Source organism: Sphingomonas hankyongi (assembly GCF_023516575.1).
GTDB lineage: Bacteria > Pseudomonadota > Alphaproteobacteria > Sphingomonadales > Sphingomonadaceae > Sphingomicrobium > Sphingomicrobium hankyongi.
Genome location: NZ_JAMGBE010000003.1, coordinates 395,536 through 412,476, shown reverse-complemented (window position 1 = coordinate 412,476; position 16,941 = coordinate 395,536). Strand labels below are relative to the sequence as shown.

The 16,941-nt window shown below is 62.9% G+C and carries 16 protein-coding genes and 1 tRNA gene; 10 read left to right on the top strand and 7 right to left on the bottom strand.

Annotated features, from left to right (window positions below; genetic code table 11):
• Window positions 1-68: 68 nt before the first annotated feature.
• Both LZ538_RS10545 and LZ538_RS10540 read right to left on the bottom strand, forming a co-directional pair.
• Window positions 69-1,880, bottom strand: coding sequence for a M56 family metallopeptidase (locus tag LZ538_RS10545; protein WP_249831969.1), 1,812 nt, complete (start codon window positions 1,878-1,880; stop codon window positions 69-71).
• The gene (locus LZ538_RS10540) at window positions 1,877-2,257 is read right to left on the bottom strand and encodes a BlaI/MecI/CopY family transcriptional regulator (protein ID WP_249831968.1); all 381 of its coding nucleotides are present in this window, start codon (window positions 2,255-2,257) and stop codon (window positions 1,877-1,879) included. The genes LZ538_RS10545 and LZ538_RS10540 overlap by 4 nt, the downstream gene beginning before the upstream one ends.
• Before the next feature lie 144 nt (window positions 2,258-2,401).
• On the opposite strand from LZ538_RS10540, the gene LZ538_RS10535 reads away from it, so the two are divergent.
• Window positions 2,402-2,839: a hypothetical protein gene (locus tag LZ538_RS10535; protein ID WP_249831967.1), complete on the top strand. Its 438-nt coding sequence runs from the start codon at window positions 2,402-2,404 to the stop codon at window positions 2,837-2,839.
• 17 nt (window positions 2,840-2,856) lie between these two features.
• Here LZ538_RS10535 and LZ538_RS10530 read toward each other — a convergent pair.
• Window positions 2,857-2,946 (bottom strand) — tRNA-Ser (locus LZ538_RS10530).
• A 116-nt stretch (window positions 2,947-3,062) separates the two neighbouring features.
• Here LZ538_RS10530 and LZ538_RS10525 point away from each other — a divergent pair.
• The 9 genes from LZ538_RS10525 to mazG all read left to right on the top strand — a co-directional run bounded on the left by LZ538_RS10525 (window position 3,063) and on the right by mazG (window position 11,481).
• Window positions 3,063-4,187 carry a lytic murein transglycosylase gene (locus LZ538_RS10525; protein ID WP_249831966.1) on the top strand — a complete coding sequence of 375 codons (1,125 nt, stop codon included), beginning with the start codon at window positions 3,063-3,065 and terminating at the stop codon, window positions 4,185-4,187.
• 42 nt (window positions 4,188-4,229) lie between these two features.
• Window positions 4,230-5,408 (top strand): D-alanyl-D-alanine carboxypeptidase family protein, encoded by a 1,179-nt coding sequence (locus tag LZ538_RS10520; RefSeq protein ID WP_249831965.1) that lies wholly within the window; start codon window positions 4,230-4,232, stop codon window positions 5,406-5,408.
• Window positions 5,405-6,031: a dTMP kinase gene (gene tmk, locus LZ538_RS10515; RefSeq protein ID WP_249831964.1), complete on the top strand. Its 627-nt coding sequence runs from the start codon at window positions 5,405-5,407 to the stop codon at window positions 6,029-6,031. The genes LZ538_RS10520 and tmk overlap by 4 nt, the downstream gene beginning before the upstream one ends.
• Window positions 6,028-7,008 (top strand): DNA polymerase III subunit delta', encoded by a 981-nt coding sequence (locus LZ538_RS10510; RefSeq protein WP_249831963.1) that lies wholly within the window; start codon window positions 6,028-6,030, stop codon window positions 7,006-7,008. The genes tmk and LZ538_RS10510 overlap by 4 nt, the downstream gene beginning before the upstream one ends.
• A 27-nt stretch (window positions 7,009-7,035) precedes the next feature.
• Entirely contained in the window at window positions 7,036-8,547 is a 1,512-nt protein-coding gene (metG, locus tag LZ538_RS10505) for a methionine--tRNA ligase (protein ID WP_249831962.1), read from the top strand.
• On the top strand, window positions 8,544-9,323 hold the full coding sequence (locus tag LZ538_RS10500) for a TatD family hydrolase (protein ID WP_249831961.1): 780 nt from the start codon (window positions 8,544-8,546) through the stop codon (window positions 9,321-9,323). Before metG ends, LZ538_RS10500 begins: the two co-directional genes overlap by 4 nt.
• On the top strand, window positions 9,320-10,084 hold the full coding sequence (locus LZ538_RS10495) for an MBL fold metallo-hydrolase (RefSeq protein ID WP_249831960.1): 765 nt from the start codon (window positions 9,320-9,322) through the stop codon (window positions 10,082-10,084). Before LZ538_RS10500 ends, LZ538_RS10495 begins: the two co-directional genes overlap by 4 nt.
• Window positions 10,081-10,668 carry a retropepsin-like aspartic protease family protein gene (locus tag LZ538_RS13385; protein ID WP_249831959.1) on the top strand — a complete coding sequence of 196 codons (588 nt, stop codon included), beginning with the start codon at window positions 10,081-10,083 and terminating at the stop codon, window positions 10,666-10,668. Before LZ538_RS10495 ends, LZ538_RS13385 begins: the two co-directional genes overlap by 4 nt.
• A gap of 66 nt (window positions 10,669-10,734) precedes the next feature.
• The gene (gene mazG, locus LZ538_RS10485; protein ID WP_249831958.1) at window positions 10,735-11,481 is read left to right on the top strand and encodes a nucleoside triphosphate pyrophosphohydrolase; all 747 of its coding nucleotides are present in this window, start codon (window positions 10,735-10,737) and stop codon (window positions 11,479-11,481) included.
• Here mazG and hflX read toward each other — a convergent pair.
• From hflX to LZ538_RS10465, 4 genes are read right to left on the bottom strand one after another with little or no spacing between them, the layout of a single operon-like run.
• Window positions 11,460-12,845, bottom strand: a complete 1,386-nt coding sequence (gene hflX, locus LZ538_RS10480) for a GTPase HflX (protein WP_249831957.1) — start codon at window positions 12,843-12,845, stop codon at window positions 11,460-11,462. The genes mazG and hflX overlap by 22 nt on opposite strands.
• Complete coding sequence (gene hfq, locus LZ538_RS10475) at window positions 12,763-13,263, bottom strand: RNA chaperone Hfq (protein ID WP_249831956.1); 501 nt, start codon at window positions 13,261-13,263, stop codon at window positions 12,763-12,765. Before hfq ends, hflX begins: the two co-directional genes overlap by 83 nt.
• 12 nt (window positions 13,264-13,275) lie before the next feature.
• Window positions 13,276-14,658, bottom strand: a complete 1,383-nt coding sequence (gene ntrX, locus LZ538_RS10470; protein WP_249831955.1) for a nitrogen assimilation response regulator NtrX — start codon at window positions 14,656-14,658, stop codon at window positions 13,276-13,278.
• Window positions 14,658-16,916, bottom strand: a complete 2,259-nt coding sequence (locus tag LZ538_RS10465) for a sensor histidine kinase (protein WP_249831954.1) — start codon at window positions 16,914-16,916, stop codon at window positions 14,658-14,660. The genes ntrX and LZ538_RS10465 overlap by 1 nt, the downstream gene beginning before the upstream one ends.
• Between the last annotated feature and the right edge of the window lie 25 nt (window positions 16,917-16,941).

Below are 16,941 nucleotides of genomic sequence, written 5' to 3'. Positions count from 1 at the left end.
GGCAAAGCTTGCCCGTTTGCCGGTTGAGGCGCTTCAAATCGAAACTCAGTCGTTTGGTCGGTTAGTCGTCAGTCGCCGGGGTCGTCGGCCGGGTTAACATTTGGCAGCCTCGGCGGCTTCGGGGGCTTGGGCGGTGGCCGAGGGCCGAGGAGCTCGCCGCCCACCGCCTGCAGCTCGACAAGCTTGTCGGGGTCACTCGTCGTATAGCCCGCGCTGCGGAGACGCTGGACGAACTCGGGCCTGATCCCAACAGCCCGCAGCTGCACGAAATCATCCAGATTGCCGCGCACGCCGGCCGCCGTGAGTGCGCGTATGTAGCCGCCGGTGAGACCGATTGCGCGCGCTTCCGTCAGTCCGTCTTCGTCGATGCCGCGGAAGCCGGCGGCGACGATGTCGCGAGCGAAGTCTGGCGTCACTCCGACCGACTTCAGTCCGACAAAGTCCTCGGGAGCAAGGCGCGCGAGCGCTGGAACCGCAGCTCGCATCGCGGCCACATATTCGGGTGAGATGCCGACAGCGCGCATCTGAATAAGTGCATCCAGGTCATGGTCGCCATGGGCGGCAGCGATCTTCACCGCTTTGACGCGCGCACGCTCTGCCGTCGCAAGCGCCTGCTCGATGGCTGCGTCGCGTGCTTCCGCCGCCTGATCCAGCGCATCCTGGCGGGCCTCGGCGGCGTGGTCGAGCGCAGCTTCTCTCGCATCTGCTGCTGGCTTCACTGGGTCCGCTGCGATGGCAGCGACTGCCGTGGTCACCCCGTCCGCAATGATGTTCGGCAGGTCCGCCGGCGCCGGCTCGGCCGCGTAATAAGGCTTGGCCGGATCGGCAGCGGCCGCCACTTTCGGAGCATTCAGCTTGCTCTCGTTGGCCGGCGTCAGGGTAAGCGCCGCGAGCGGAGCCGCGATGAGGATCGCGCCAGTGAATACACCCAGGGCGAACGAGCCGGCAGCAGGACCGCGCGGCGAGGCACTATCGAGCACGCGGGCGACACGCCGGGCAAGCGAGCTCTTCGAAGGCGCAACGCCATGTGCCCCAAGAAGCAGTCCCGAGCATTCATGCCGGGCGACACCAACGAGCAACTGGGCGTAATCCGTATCGGCGATGTTGGCGCCAAGTACGGCGTCATCGGCTGATTCCTCGCGCAGCTGGTGGGCCTCGCGAGCAAGAAGCCAGACAAGCGGGTTGAACCAGAACAGCGCCGTTGCAAGGCGGGCGAGCATCAGCTTGGCCCAGTCGAGCCGCGCCACGTGCGCCAGTTCGTGCGCAATGATCGCTTCGGCTTCGCCTGCCGCCTCGACGGCGCGCGAGTTCAGAAGGATCACGGGCCGCATCAGGCCCCAGCTGATCGGGGAACCCAACTCGTCGCTGGTCAGCAGGGCAGTGCCGTGCTTGAAGCCCATTCGCCGCTGCGCCATCGCCAGGGCGCTCAGCCAACGACTGTCGACAAGCACTTCGGCCCTTGCCCGCAACGCGATCAAACGCGCGAGAGCCAGGAATGTGATGAGCAACAATATGGCGGCGGGGACGGCATAGATCGCGGCGGCCGCAGCGGCGGGGCTGATCGCCGGTGTGGAGACCTCAAGGCGGACCGCCGCCGGCGTCGTCGCATCCGGAAGGGGACTCTTGCGGATGGTGGACGGCGCCGGGGACGGAGCTGTGATCTCTGATTTGGCTGGAGCGCTGAGCAGGGCAGGGGTTGCCACATTCCAGCGTGGGAGAACGAGCGGGGCGAAAGCGATCACGATAAGCGCGAGAAGTCCGATGTGAGCGACCCACGAACGCTCGGAAGCCGAACGATGCCTGAGCAATGCAAGGAGGCCGAGCGTGGCTCCGGCCACCAGCAGCGACTTCAGCGCGATCGCGATCAGGATGTGCATCATTGGCCCCCTTTGGCCTTGCGCGCTCGGGCGATCATCGCCTCGATTTCGTCCAGTTCGTCGGTGTCGAGCTTGTCGGACATGCCGAGAAGCGCCGAAGCGGCGCTTGCCGGCGATCCATTGAAGAAGACGCGAACGATTTCGCTGAGCGCGGATTTCTTGGCCGCGGTTTCCGACACGACCGGGCTGTACAGGTAACCGCGTTCGGAATCGCTGCGTTGGACAAACCCCTTGTCCTCCAGCCGTTTCAGCATCGCGCGCACCGCCGACCCACTGAGTTGGTCGGGCAGCGCTTCACAGATGTCCGACACCGCGAGCGAACCTCGCTCATACAGGATGTCCACGATCTGACGTTCGCGAGGGGGCAGCTTGCTTAGCATTCCATTCCTTTCCTGCGTACCGACTCGGTGCGCTACATTTGTAGCATGTGCTACATTTGTAGCGTGAACGCAAGATGAATGAAAGCCGGGACGGCTTTTGCCAAGGTCGCCGATTTTTTAGATGATGACAGACAGGGGGCAAGCTTGACCAACCGATCGTTCGTTTACGAGCTATTCTACGACGAACCGCCGAGGGCATTCGTCGAAGGACATGTTTTCACGTCCGTGCCAGACCTCGGACATTCGCGAGAGGATCCCGAGGCCGGATACTGGCAGTGCGACATCGCGGATCATGACAAGCTGACCTGGTCGAAAAAGGTCTACGATTTATTCGAGCTGCCTCCAGGGACGCCGCTCGAACGGGAATGGGCGGTGACTCGGTATACCGAACTTTCCAAAGCAGCGCTGGAAAGGGTGCGCAGCTACGCGCTGCGGTGCAAATTTGGCTTCATCCTGGATGCTGCCCTTGAGCCTGCCCTGGAGCCTGCTGGCGACGAGAGCCGTTGGATCAGGATACTTGCAGTGCCCATAGTGTCCGACGGGCGGGTCGTCGGACTGCACGGACTGAAGCGAGCGCTTTGATCGAAGATTCCTGGAAGTGGCGGAGAGGGTGGGATTCGAACCCACGGTGAGCTTGCACCCACGGCGGTTTTCAAGACCGCTGCCTTAAACCACTCGGCCACCTCTCCGCATCGGGTGAAAAGCCTATCGCGTGCCGCGCCCAGCTGTGCAAGGCACGGGGTGAACCAAGCTGGCGTCGAACAGTTAGTCCAGCTTAGCCTCGGTTGTGATGAGGAGCGTAGAATTGCGGATTCTCGGGGGTCTTGTCCTGCTTGCCGTTTCAGCCATGGCGCTTGCCACGCCGTCCGCGGAGGTGCGGCGGGAACCCAAGACAAAGGCACCGAGCCCCGTCCAAATCGCTCAAGCGCAGCCGGCCGCGGTGCTCCCCGCTGCACAGTATTTCACCGCGCAGTCGTCCAGCCCTTTCGAGCAATATAAGAGTTATCTGACTGGCCGGGCTCGAACGGCAGGCGTCCGCGAAGGAACGATCCTGTCGGTCATACCGAACCTGCGCCTCAACCAGCGGGTGATGGAGCTCGATCGCGCTCAGCAGCCCACTTACACGTACGGTAGCTATGCGCCGAACTACGGTCCCTATCTAAGTCGGCACATCACGACATCGCTGATCAACCGTGGACAGGCACGCTATTCCTCCCACTGGCCGAACCTGTCTCGCATCCAGTCGCAATATGGCGTCGACCCATCGGTGATAATCGCGATCTATGGCAAGGAGACCAGCTACGGCACCGTCACCGGCGGGTTCGACCTGCTCGAGGCCCTGGCGACGCTTGGTTACGAAGGCCGGCGCCGCAGCTTCTTCGAGGACGAGTTCATCGCCGCGTTGAAGCTGATGGACCAGGGGGTCCAGCGGTGGCAGTTGAAGGGCAGCTACGCGGGAGCGACCGGTTACCCCCAATTCATGCCGTCAGTGGCCCTTCGCCTGCGCGCGGACGGCGACGGCGACGGCTACGCCGACATCTGGCGGAATGAGGATGACGCCTTCGCATCGATCGCTAGATACCTTCGCGACGCGGGTTGGAAGCCGAACGTGCCCTGGGGCGTGCCGGTCCGAATCCCGTCGACGCTGAACCGCTCAGCCATTCAGTCGCGCCTCAATCCGACGCGATGCCCTGCTGTCTATCGGCGCCACAGCCGCTGGTTGACGGTCGGGGAATGGCGCTCGCTCGGAATCGTCCCCGGTGGGCGGGGCCTTCCCGACACGGAAATGGCGTCGCTGATGGAAACCCCCGGCGCCTATGCGGACGGTTACCTGCTGACGACCAATTATCGTGCGATCCTCGATTATAATTGCTCAAACTATTACGCTTTGAGCATCGGGCTGCTGGCGAACGCGATAGCTCGGCGATAGACAGGCGGGAGTGCCGCCTGAATCGGGGAAATCGATCCTTCCATGACGCGTTCAATCCTGCTTGCCACCGCCGCTTCGCTCCTGTTCGCCAGTGCCGCGCCCGCTGCTGCGCCGCCGTTCGACACGCCCGCCAGGACCGCCTTCCTGATCGATTTGTCGTCGGGCGCAGTCCTTTATTCCAAGGATCCGGACATGAGGATGCCGCCGGCGTCCATGGCCAAGATGATGACCTCAGAAGTTGCCTTTGAGCTGATCGACAAGGGGCAGCTGCCGCTCAGCAAGATGTGCACGGTGAGGCCCGAGACCTGGCAGAAGTGGCATGGCCCAGCGGCAGGCTCGACCATGTTCCTGTCACCTGGCGAGCAAGTGAGCGTCGAGAATCTGATCCATGGCATCGTGACCCTCTCCGGCAACGACGCCTCCGTCGTCCTCGCCGAGTGCATCGCGGGCACGGAGCAGGCCTTCGCCAACCAAATGAACGACTTTGCGCGGCAGCTCGGCCTGAAGAACAGCCGCTTCTGCAACAGCAACGGATGGCCGGACGAGGGATGCACCTACGTGACGGCGCGCGATCTTGCCACGCTCGCGCGGGCCTCGGTCGAACGCCATCCGCAGCTGTACAAGAAGTTCTACTCGCAGACGTCCTTCACATGGGGAAAGACGCTTGGGTCTGGCCAGGACATCACCCAGCAGAATCGCAACCCGATCCTGGGCAAGGTGCCGGGCGCTGACGGCCTGAAGACCGGACACACCGAGGAGGCCGGCTATGGCTTCACCGGTTCCGCCGAACAGAACGGGCGCCGCCTGATCGAAGTGCTGGCGGGCCTTCCGAGCTGGAACGCGCGCGTGCAGGAATCCACGCGGTTGATGGAGTGGGGCTTCAACGCCTGGCAGGCAAAGCCGTTGTTCAAGTCGGGGCAGAGTGTCGGCAAGGCCCAGGTGCAGCTTGGAAGTGAGAGCGAAGTGCCTTTGGTCGCTCCACGGGATCTGGCCGTGACGATCCCCGCCGGCCTGTCCTCCGCTCCGCTCAAGATGAAAATTCGATATCAGGGGCCGATCGCTGCCCCAATCGCAAAGGGGCAGCACGTCGCTGACCTGGTGATCCTCACCGGAGATACGGGCGAGCAAATCGTGCCGCTCGTCGCTGGCGAGGAGGTCGGGCGTGCAGGTCTGTTCGGGCGCATCTGGCTTGGCCTCAAGCAGCTCATCGGGATGGCGTGACGCAACGCGGACGGTTCATCACCCTGGAAGGCGGGGAGGGGGCAGGAAAATCGACCCAGGTCCGCGCCTTGGCGCAAGCCCTTAAGGACCGCGACATCGATGTTCTGGTGACGCGAGAGCCCGGCGGAAGCGAAGGCGCCGAGAAAATCCGCGAGTTGCTTTTGAGCGGTGCCGAGGACCGCTGGACAGCCCGCGCAGAAGCGCTCCTGTTCGCGGCCGCGCGGGCCGATCACTACGAGCGCACCATCGAACCGGCACTACAGGCAGGGCGCTGGGTCCTCTGCGACCGCTTTCTTGACAGCTCGCTGGCCTATCAAGGGGGCGCCGGGGAGCTGGGCATCGAGCAGGTCCGCGCGATCAACGCCTTCGCCGTCGATGACGGCTTTCCGGATCGGACCCTAGTCCTCGCTTTGGCCGAGGGCGGTGCCCGGGCGCGGGCGCGCGACAACGAGAACAGCGATCGCATCGGCGGCCGCTCGGAGCAATATCACCAGAAAGTCGACCTGGCCTTTCGGCTGATTGCCGCTGAGGAGCCGGAACGGGTTCGGATTGTCGACGCTTCCGGTACGCCCGGCGAGGTCACGCGACGTCTCATGGAAGCTCTCCGGGACCTGCTGCAATGATTGTCGGCCAGGACAAGGCGGTGGACCAGTTCGCGGCCGCCTGGACCTCGCGCAAGCTGCACCATGCATGGCTGCTCGCCGGAGCGCGCGGGGTAGGGAAGGCGACGTTCGCCCAGGCAGCCGCACGCCGAATGCTTGCGGAGGCTGCTGGCCCGCCGTTTGACCTGCCCGGTCTGCAAACCTCCGACGAGCACCCGATTGTTAAGCTGGTCGAGGCAGGCAGCCATCCCGACATGCGGCGGCTTGAGCGTCTTGTGAACGAAAAGACTGGCAATCTTGCGCGCAACATCAATGTCGATCAGGTCCGGGAGCTTGGCGAATTCCTCGGCCTGACCGCCGCCCTGTCGGATTGGCGAGTCGTCATCATCGATACTGTCGATGAGCTCGAGGCTTCCGGCGCCAATGCGTTGCTCAAGATCCTCGAAGAGCCGCCGCCAAACAGCATCTTCCTTCTGGTGAGCCATGCCCCGGGACGTCTTCTGCCGACCATCCGTTCGCGATGCCGACGCCTGGATTTCCAACCTCTCAACGATGACGCCATGACGTCAATTCTCGAGGCGCATGCCTCGAAGCTGAGTCACGTCGAGCGTGAGCGGATCATCACCATGTCGGCGGGTTCGGCGGGACGTGCTTTGGCCTTTGCCGAGCTCGACCTCGCCAAGCTTGAGGACAGCGCCGTCGCGATCCTCCGCCAGGGCGACCCCACCAACGCACGGCGATCTTCGCTGGCAACAGAGCTTGGCAAGAAGGCTGCCGCCGACCGCTATGCCGCGTTTCTCGATCTTGCTCCCACGCTCATTGCTCGCGAGGCGCGCCAGCTGGACGGAGCGAAACGCGAACGCGCGCTCGATGCTTATGCCAAGGCCCGCGAGCTTGCAGTCCTAGCCCCGCGCCTGTCACTGGACGCCGCGGCAACCGTGTTCCAGATCGGCGGTATCTTGGCAGAGGTCGCGCAGCCCGCTTCCTTGAAGCCCTAGACGCTCGCCGCTAGGTGCGGGCATCGCATGCCCGAACCTTTCCTCATCACCACCGCGATCAGCTATCCAAACGGTCGCCCCCACATCGGCCACGCTTATGAAGCGATCGCGGGCGACGTCATCGCGCGTTTCGAGCGCAGTCGAGGCCGCGATGTCCGCTTTGTCGGCGGGACTGACGAGCACGGTCTCAAGATGGTTCAGACCGCACGCGGCGAAGGCCGAGAGACGTTGGAGTTCGCCAACGAAATGTCAGGCTATTTCAGCGAAATGGCCGAGAGACTCAATATCTCATATGATGCATTCGTTCGAACTACCGAGCCTAGGCATCACCGCGCCAGCATCGAAATCTGGAAGGCGATGGAAGAGGCGGGCGACCTCTATCTCGACCGCTACGAGGGCTGGTACTCGGTCCGCGACGAGGCTTTCTACGACGAGAGCGAACTCGTCGCTGACGAGAATGGCGACAAGCTGTCGCCGCAAGGCACTCCCGTCGAATGGACCGCAGAGGAGACATGGTTCTTCCGTTTGTCGAAGTATCAGGAGCCTCTTCTCAAGCTCTATCGTGACAATCCCGAGTTCATCCGGCCCGAAAGCAGGCGAAACGAGGTGCTTCGCTTCGTGGAAGCTGGCCTGAAGGACCTGAGCGTCTCACGTACCAGCTTCGACTGGGGCGTTCCTGTGCCGAATTCGCCCGGGCACGTGATGTACGTCTGGGTCGACGCGCTCACGACCTACATGACGGGAGTGGGGTACCCAGACGACCGACAGCAGTACGACCGTTTCTGGCCCGCCGACGTACATCTGATCGGCAAGGACATCGTTCGTTTTCACACCGTTTACTGGCCGGCCTTCCTGATGTCGGCAAAGCTGCCGTTACCCAAGCAGGTGTTCGGACACGGCTTCCTGCTCAGCCGGGGCGAAAAGATGTCCAAGAGCGTCGGCAATGTCGTCGATCCGATGGCGCTCGTCGACCGGTTTGGAGTGGATGCGCTGCGCTATTTCCTGCTGCGTGAGGTCCCCTTCGGGCAGGACGGAAGCTATAGCGCCGAGGCGATCGTCAACCGCGCCAATGCCGAGCTGGCGAACAGCTTCGGCAATCTGGCGCAGCGCACTTTGTCGATGATACACAAGAACCTGGGCGGGATCATTCCTGCCGCAGGTGAGGACCCCGCCGACGTCCAGTTGATCGAGGCAGTGGAGCGGACGACGGCGGCGGAAATGCCAGAATCGTTCGATCGGTTCGCCTTTTCGGTCGGCATCGAAGCGTGGCTTCGCGCCGTCTTCGCGTGCAACGCCTATGTCGATGAGCAAGCCCCCTGGGCGCTGCGCAAGACCGATCCGGAGCGCATGGCCGCCGTTTTGGGCACCCTCGTAAAAGCGATCAGGCAACTCGCCGGCGCGATTTCGCCGGTTATCCCGACATCCGCCGAAAAGCTTATCACGCTGATCGACGCGGCCGAGGGCGGCGTTCCCATCGCCGCGCCGACTCCGCTGTTTCCGCGGCTCGACCTTCCTGAAGAGGAGGATGCGGCGGCGTGAGGCTGATCGATAGCCATTGCCACCTGAATTACGAAGGCCTCGCGGAGCGCCAGGACGAAGTTCTAGAGAATGCGCGCGCACGTGGCGTTCAAGGCTTCCTGAATATCTCCACGCGCCAAAAGGAGTGGGGTGACGTGATCTCCGTCGCCGAACGCCACGATGATGTCTGGGCTACGGTAGGCGTCCATCCGCATGAAGCGGATGCGCATCCCGACCTGGGGGCATCTGCGCTGGTCGATGGCGCCAAACATCCGCGCGTGATCGCGATCGGTGAGTGCGGCCTCGACTACTTCTACGACAAATCGGATCGCAGTGCGCAGCGCGAGCGGTTTCAGGCACATATCGATGCAGCAAGAGAGGCACGCTTGCCTCTCGTCGTCCACACGCGAGACGCCGAAGGCGACACGGCACAGATCTTGGAGGCCGCCGTGCGCGGGGGTGGCGTCACGGGCGTCCTGCATTGCTTCACCGGATCCGCTGAGCTCGCTCGGAAGGGCCTCGACCTGGGCTTCTACGTGTCGCTGTCCGGGATTGTGACCTTCAAGAATGCGCGCGACCTGCAGGACACGGCCAAGTGGCTGCCCGCGGATCAGATGCTGGTCGAGACGGATTCGCCGTTTCTCGCGCCGGTGCCGAACCGGGGAAAGGTTTGCGAACCTGCCTTCGTGGCGGACACCGCGAATTTCGTGGCCGAATTGCGGGGAGAGGAGCCCGAGCGCCTGGCAGAAACGACGACGGAGAATTTCTTCCGGCTTTTCAGCCGGGCGAGCGCATGAGAATCCGCATCCTTGGTTGCGGGACCTCGACCGGAGTTCCCAAGATCGGCAATCACTGGGGCGAATGCGACCCTAATGAGCCGCGCAACCGCCGCCTGCGCTCCTCGATTCTTGTTGAAAGCTCGGGAGAGCATGTGCTCGTCGATTGCGGGCCCGATCTAAGGCAGCAACTTCTCGATGCGGATGTCGATCGTCTTCGGGCCGTGATCGTCACGCACGATCATGGCGATCACGTGCATGGAGTCGACGAGCTCAGGCCGGTATCGCAGGTGCTCGATGCTCCTGTGCCGCTCCTTGGCCGAGCGGACACTCTGGAAAGCCTCGAACAGCGTTTCGGTTACGCCTTCGCCCAAAGCGACTTCTATCGGCCGATCGTCCAGCCGCTAGAAATTGGCCAGGGGTGGACCTTTGGTAACTCGAATGTGAGGACGGTCGACCAGCCCCACGGGAGCACCACCTCGCTTGGCCTGCGGTTCGACGAGGGCGTACGCTCGGTTACTTATGCTATTGATTACAGCGACATGACGGACGACATGGCGGCGCTGTATGATAAATCGGATGTGCTGATCAGCGACTGCCTGACACGGCGCCCCCATCCGACGCACGCACATTTGGATGGGGTCCTCGGATGGGCTCGTGAGCTTGGCGTCGGCCATCTATACCTGACCCACATGGGCAACGGCCTGGACTATCGCACGCTCGTCGGTGAGCTGCCGGATTGGGCCGAGCCGGCCTATGACGGGCTGGAGATCGCGTTGTGACCAACGATCTCATGCTCGGCGGGCTCTATATCATCATGGCGATGGTGTTGGTGCTGAGCGCCTTGATGTCGCGACGGGAACCGGCGGCGAAGCTGATCACCATGTTGCTCGCATGGGTCGCCATCTTCGCGGCGGGCTTCGTGCTATTCACCTTCCGGGACGATTTCGGTTGGGTTGCGCAAAGGCTCAAGGCTGAAGCGGTTGGAACGCCGGTAGAGCAGGGGCGCGAAACGCGCGTCCCGATGGCGATCGACGGCCATTTCTGGGTCGACGCGCAGGTGAACGGTCAGTCCGTGCGGTTCCTGGTGGATAGCGGCGCGACCATGACGACGATCGACCGGCAGACTGCGCAACGCGTCGGAGTTGAGATTTCTCCGCGCCCGGATCAGGTCGTGCGTACAGGCAATGGCGTCATCCGGGTTTCCAGCGGGCGCGCCGAGCGGCTCGAGGTCGGCGACATTGTCCGCAATGACGTTCGCCTTCAGGTCGCGGAGCACGACAATCTCAATGTCCTCGGCATGAACTTCTTGTCGTCGCTGACCCGCTGGGGAGTGGAAGGGCGCTGGCTAGTTTTGGTCCCCTGATCATCTGTATAGTTTACATAATGCATATTATCATACTTAAAGAATGTTTCCAAAAAGGGCCCCCGCATGCCGCTTGAGCGCCTCGTTTCCATCATGCAGCGGTTGCGCGATCCGAAGCACGGCTGCGAATGGGATCGCCAGCAAAGCTTCGAGACGATCGCGCCTTACACGATCGAAGAGGCTTATGAGGTCGCGGACGCTATTGCTCGAAACGACATGGACGCACTTGCCGATGAACTCGGCGATTTACAGCTCCAGGTCGTCTTCCACGCACAAATGGCTGCTGAGGCCGGTCATTTCGCCCTCGAAGACGTGATCGAGAGGATCTGCAACAAACTTGAGCGCCGCCACCCTCATATCTTCGGCGGCGCGAGCACAAGCCCCGGTTGGGAGGAAATCAAGGCAGCCGAACGAGCCAAGTCCTCCGACGTCAGCGCCTTGGCCGGCGTAGCGCTGGCCCTTCCGGCCCTTGAACGCGCCGCCAAGCTGCAGCGTCGCGCCGCCCGTGTCGGTTTCGACTGGCCGGACGCGTCCGGGCCGCGGGCAAAGATCGACGAAGAGCTTGCCGAGCTGGACGCCGAAAGCGATCACCAGCGCAAGCTCGAAGAATTAGGGGATTTGCTCTTCGCCACCGTGAACCTCGCACGACATCTCAACATTGAGCCCGAAGCAGCTCTGCGCGAGGCAAACAGCAAGTTTGAAAAGCGCTTCCGTGCGATCGAGCACGTGGCCGGTTTCCAAGAAATGTCCCTCGACGAGAAGGAAGCGTTGTGGGTGGACGCTAAACGGGTTCAGGCAGATTCCAGCGCCTGAAAGCGAGCCCAGTTGTCGGGTGAAAGCCGAACCTGCAATTCGACTTCCTCATCCGCAATGCGCTGATCGAGCACCTCACCTCGCGAATGCAGCCAGGCGATCTTGCCGCCTTCGCTTGCAGACAACCTAATCTGGTGCACCTGCTCCCCTATTCTGAGCTTTTCCGCCATCTTGGCGCGCAATTCTTCGAGACCTTCCCCGGTCAAGGCGGACACCGGGACCACGTCGTCTCGCCGCTTTGCCTCCTCCCCCAGCCGTTCGCGCTCTTCAGCGGGCAGCAAATCCACCTTGTTCCAGGTCTCCAGGCGCGGCGGAGTCCCCTCTTCCCCGAGGCCGAGGGAGACCAAGACGTCCTCTACATCTTCTCGCTGCGCCTCCCGGTCCGGATGCGCCATGTTGCGAACGTGGACGAGCAGGTCGGCCGACCTCACCTCCTCGAGCGTTGCGCGAAAGGCGGCGATCAACTCAGTGGGCAGATCGGATACGAACCCGACGGTGTCGGACAGGATGGCCTTGTCGAAACCGGGAAGCCGGATATCGCGCATGGTCGGGTCGAGCGTGGCGAACAGCAGATTTTCCGCGAACACATCTTCGCCCGTCAATCGATTGAAAAGCGTCGATTTCCCGGCGTTCGTGTAGCCAACGAGCGCAATCACGGGCCATGGCGCGCGCTGACGTCGATCGCGGTGCAAGGAGCGTGTGCGTTTCACCTGCTCGAGCTCCCGGCGGATTCGAGCCATCCGGTCCCGGATCATGCGCCTGTCGGCCTCGATCTGGGTTTCGCCGGGACCGCCTAGGAACCCGAAGCCGCCGCGCTGCCGTTCGAGGTGTGTCCAGCTCCGCACCAGGCGGCCTGCCTGGTAGTCGAGATGCGCCAGCTCCACCTGCAGCCGGCCTTCGGCCGTCGCAGCACGTTCTCCGAAAATCTCCAGGATGAGGCCGGTGCGGTCGATCACCTTGGTGCCGGCCTCCTCCTCCAAATTCTTCTGCTGAACCGGAGTCAGCGGCGAATCGACGATCAGCAGGCCAGCGCTGCTGTCCTTGGCAAGTTGAGCGACCTCGTCGACCTGGCCCTTGCCCAACAGCGTTGCGGGACGAACGGTGCGCACGCGGAACGCGCGTTCGTTCACCACTTCTATCCCGATCGCTTCCGCCAGGCCCTCGGCTTCCTCCAGCCGTGCCTCCGCAGACCGGCGTGAGCCATCGCGCGGGATTTCGGGAACAACGACGATGGCCCGTTCTCCGCGGGCGACCTCGATCGCTCCATTACCGTCGAAATTGTTATTCAGGGCTAGCCTCCCCGTCGTCCGGCGGGCCCTGCTCCAGATTGAGCGCGTGCGCCGGCTGAAGGGTCGACAGCGCATGTTTGTAGACGAGCTGGATTTGACCGGAGCGTTCAAGGAGCAGGGAGAATTGATCGTAGGCCGCAATCGAACCCTGGAGCATCACGCCGTTAACGAGGAACAAGGTCATGCGCTCCTGCTGGCGAGCGGCCGCAGCGAGGAACAAATCCTGCAGCGCGGCCTTTGCGCCGCTCGATTGCTGTACTTCGTTCGGAGGAACGAGGTCTGGCGGAGGTTCCGAGGGCATGATCGTCGAGATCGAATGTTTGTAGACGAGCTGGGACGCGCCATCCCTCCGCAAAAGCAGGGAGAAGGAATCGAACCAAGTGATCGTCCCCTGCAGCTTTACGCCTTTGACCAGGAAAATGGTCACCGGCAGCTTCGCCCGGCGAACGCTGTTTAGGAAATGATCCTGCAGGCTCAGCGATCGCGCTGCCATCGTGGCGGACTCCTACTCTTCCCCCTCTCGCTTATCGCCGATCCCCAACGCCTTGAGTTTTCGGTGAAGGGCGGAGCGCTCCATGCCAATGAACGATGCGGTCCGCGAGATGTTGCCGGAGAAACGGCGGATCTGGATCTTCAGATATTCGCGCTCGAATGACTCCCTTGCCTCGCGAAGCGGGCTACCCATGATCGCAATGGCGGTGCTCGAGCCGCCGATCGCGCCCTGATTCTCGAGCACCTCCGGCGGGAGCAGGTCGACTTCAATGCAGGAGATGCGGTCTCCCGGTGCGAGGATGATCGTGCGTTCGATGATGTTCCTCAGCTGCCGGACGTTTCCCGGCCAGTCGTGCGCCTGCAGGGCAGCAATTGCTTCGTCGGATATCGAGGGGGCCAGCATGCGCCGCTCCGCAGCGAAACGCGCGAGGAAATGGTTCACGAGCTCGGGAATGTCTTCCCGCCGCTCTCGGAGCGCCGGCAAACGCACCGGGACCACGTTCAGACGATAGAATAGGTCTTCCCGGAAGCGGCCCCCCGCAATCTCGTCCTGCAGATTCCTCGAAGTGGCCGACAATACCCTGACGTCGACCTTCACGGGTCGCTGCCCCCCGACGCGGTGATAGCTTTGGTCGGTGAGCACTCGCAGGATCTTGCCCTGTGTCGTGATCGGCATGTCGGCAATTTCATCAAGGAAAAGGGTCCCGCCATGGGCATGCTCCAGCAAGCCCGGACGAACTACGCCGTCCGTCTCGCTTCCGAACAGCTCCTCCTCGACCCGCTCAGGGCTCATGGTAGCCGCCGAAAGCACGATGAAAGGTGCCCTGGCGCGCGGGCTCCATTGGTGAATCATGCGGGCGGCGATCTCCTTGCCGACGCCCGGCGGTCCCGAAATGAGCACTCGGCTCCCGGTCGGCGCAACGCGCTTCAGCGTCGCGCGCACCGTGTTGATTGCGACTGACGCACCCTGGAGCTGGTCTTCGGCGCCGACCTGCGCCTTGAGCGCCACATTTTCCCTGCGAAGCCGATCTGTTTCGGTGGCCCGGCCGACGAGGTAGATCAGCCGTTCTGCCTCGAACGGTTTCTCGATGAAGTCGATCGCGCCTTCCCTGACAGCAGCGACGGCCGTGTCCAGGTTTCCGTGCCCGGAGATCATGAGCACCGGAATGGTCGGGTCGCGCCGCTTGATCTCCTGGAGCAGTTGCAAGCCGTCCAAGCGGGACCCCTGCAGCCACACGTCAAGGAGCACGAGCGACGGGCGCCTCTCCTCGACCGCGTCGAGCGTGGCACTGCTGTCCGCGGCCGTGCGCACCGCATAGCCCTCGTCTTCGAGTACGCCGCTGACGAGCTCCCGGATGTCCGCCTCGTCATCCACCACCAGAACTTCAAGCGCCATTATTCGGCATCCTCGCTTTCGCCATCCTCGTCCTTGGGTTCCTCGGCCGCTTCAGCCTTATCAAGCGCCGCCAGCTTGCCGACGTCGAAAGCGATACGGACGTGCGTTCCACCTCCGGGCCGGTCGAGGAAGGCAATCTCACCCATATGCTCTTCGACAATCTTCTTCACGATCGCGAGGCCAAGGCCGGTCCCCCGGACGCGCGTGGTCACATAAGGCTCGGTCAGCCTTTCGCGGTCTTCCGGAAGGCCGATGCCCGTATCGAGGACGTCGATGATGAGCTGACCCTCCTCCTCGTGCAGGCGGAGCTCGACGCGGTCGCCTGCGAGGCTGTGCTCTCCGCGATTCCTTCGACTTTCAATAGCTTCAACGCCATTCTTGACCACGTTGGTGAGCGCCTGCGCCAGCTGACGGCGATCGCAAACCATCTCGAAATCGCCCTGCGGTGGCTCCAGCGCGAAGGCGATCGCCGGGTGCGCAACCTCGTGAAGAAAGACGGACTGACGCGCGACCTCGTGCACATTCTCGAGCCTGAACACCGGCTTGGGCATGCGCGCGAAGCTGGAGAATTCGTCCACCATGCGCCGCAGGTCACCCACCTGCCGAATGATCGTCCCGGTAAGCCGTTCGAAGGTTTCGCTGTCAGATTTCACTTCCTGGCCGAACCGGCGTTGCAGCCGCTCTGCTGCAAGCTGGATGGGCGTCAGCGGGTTCTTGATCTCGTGCGCTATCCTGCGCGCAATGTCAGACCAGGCTGCCCGGCGCTGGTCCGTGAGCTGATCGGTGATGTCATCGAACGTCAGCACCGCCCCATCCGAATATCGAACGCGTTTCACGGCGAGAGTTCGCTGGCCGGCGTCGGCCGCGATCAGAACATTGGCTTCCGGTCGATCGCCGCGCATGAACTCGTCGAGATCGGTCGAAAGCTCCCCGAGCGGCTGACCTTCAACTTCGTTTTGGGTGCGGCGGAGCAGAGCTTCAGCCGAACGGTTCACAAGCAGGACGCGGTTCGCGGCGTCGAGCGCGATTACGCCGGCGGTGACGCTTGAGAGCACTGCCTCCATGAAGGCTCGCCGCGTTTCGAGTTGCAGGTTGGCGTTTCGCAACGCGCCGGTCTGCTCCTCCAGCCTTCCGGCCATGCGGTTGAACGCCGTCGAAAGAGTCTGAATCTCATCCTCGCTTTCGGTGACGGGTACTCGCGGCGAGAAATCGCCCTCCTCGATCCTCCCTGCAGCAGCAACGAGGTGCCCGACTGGGCGTACGAGCCGATCCGCCATTTTCAGCGCCGTCAGAATGGCGAGGCCGACGATGACGAGCGCTCCAAGAAGCAGGGCGGCGTTGAAGCGCAACTGGTTGATCCGCGATCGCGCGAGCAGGACCTGATAGTCGTGGAGGACATCGTTCGCGCGGGCGATCTGCTGGCGAAATTGGGGCTCGAACACGCGTGCCGCGTAAAGATAGGTGTTCGGTCCGTAATCGAGCGGCGTCAGCGCGCCGATGCGATCGGATGAGTTGATCGGTACGCTGGGCTTGTTGCCGAGATCCTTGATCTTCTGGGGCGTGATGATCTTCTCGAGCGGTCGATCGTATGGATTCACGAGCGCCAGCGACCTGGGTACGCCGTCGGGACCAACATTGATGATGATGGCTTCAGAAAGATTGCGGTTGAGCACCTGACGGCCAAATCCCTCACTGAAGCGCGGATCGTCGATGGCGACCAGCTTCAGATAGCCCGCAAGGTCTCCGCTCATCGTCACCGTCTCGTTCGAGACGCGCTCAACCTCGCGGTCGTAGGTCGCTCGCGCGACCTGGACGGTGTTCTCGAGCATTCCGCGCGCGCGGTCTGAAAACCAGAATTCGAGGCCGCTCTGGAAAAGCAACGATGCGAAAATCGCGACGAGAACGGTGGGAACCGCGGCCAGCACCGAGAACAAGGCGACCAGGCGGGTGTGCAAACGACCGCTGCCGAGGCCGCCGTGCTCGGCCCTCCTCACCGCGACCTTGCGCGAGAACAGAACCATCAAGGCGATTGCCGGAATCAGGTTCGCGATGAGAAGCAGCGCGATGAGCGGCGGCGACAGCAGGCTTCCCGGCTCTGCGCCCTCGCGGAGCAAATAGATGCTCAGCGCCGTCATGCCGATGAGCAACAGGGCGACGGCGACCGTCACCCGATCGTAGAAGCGCCCGCTTGCGCGCTCCCTTTCGAGCCATCTTTGCAGTTGCGAGGTCATCGGCGATTCGGCCGTACGCGCGTCCATTGCCTCCGGCCCTAGCATGGCCGTT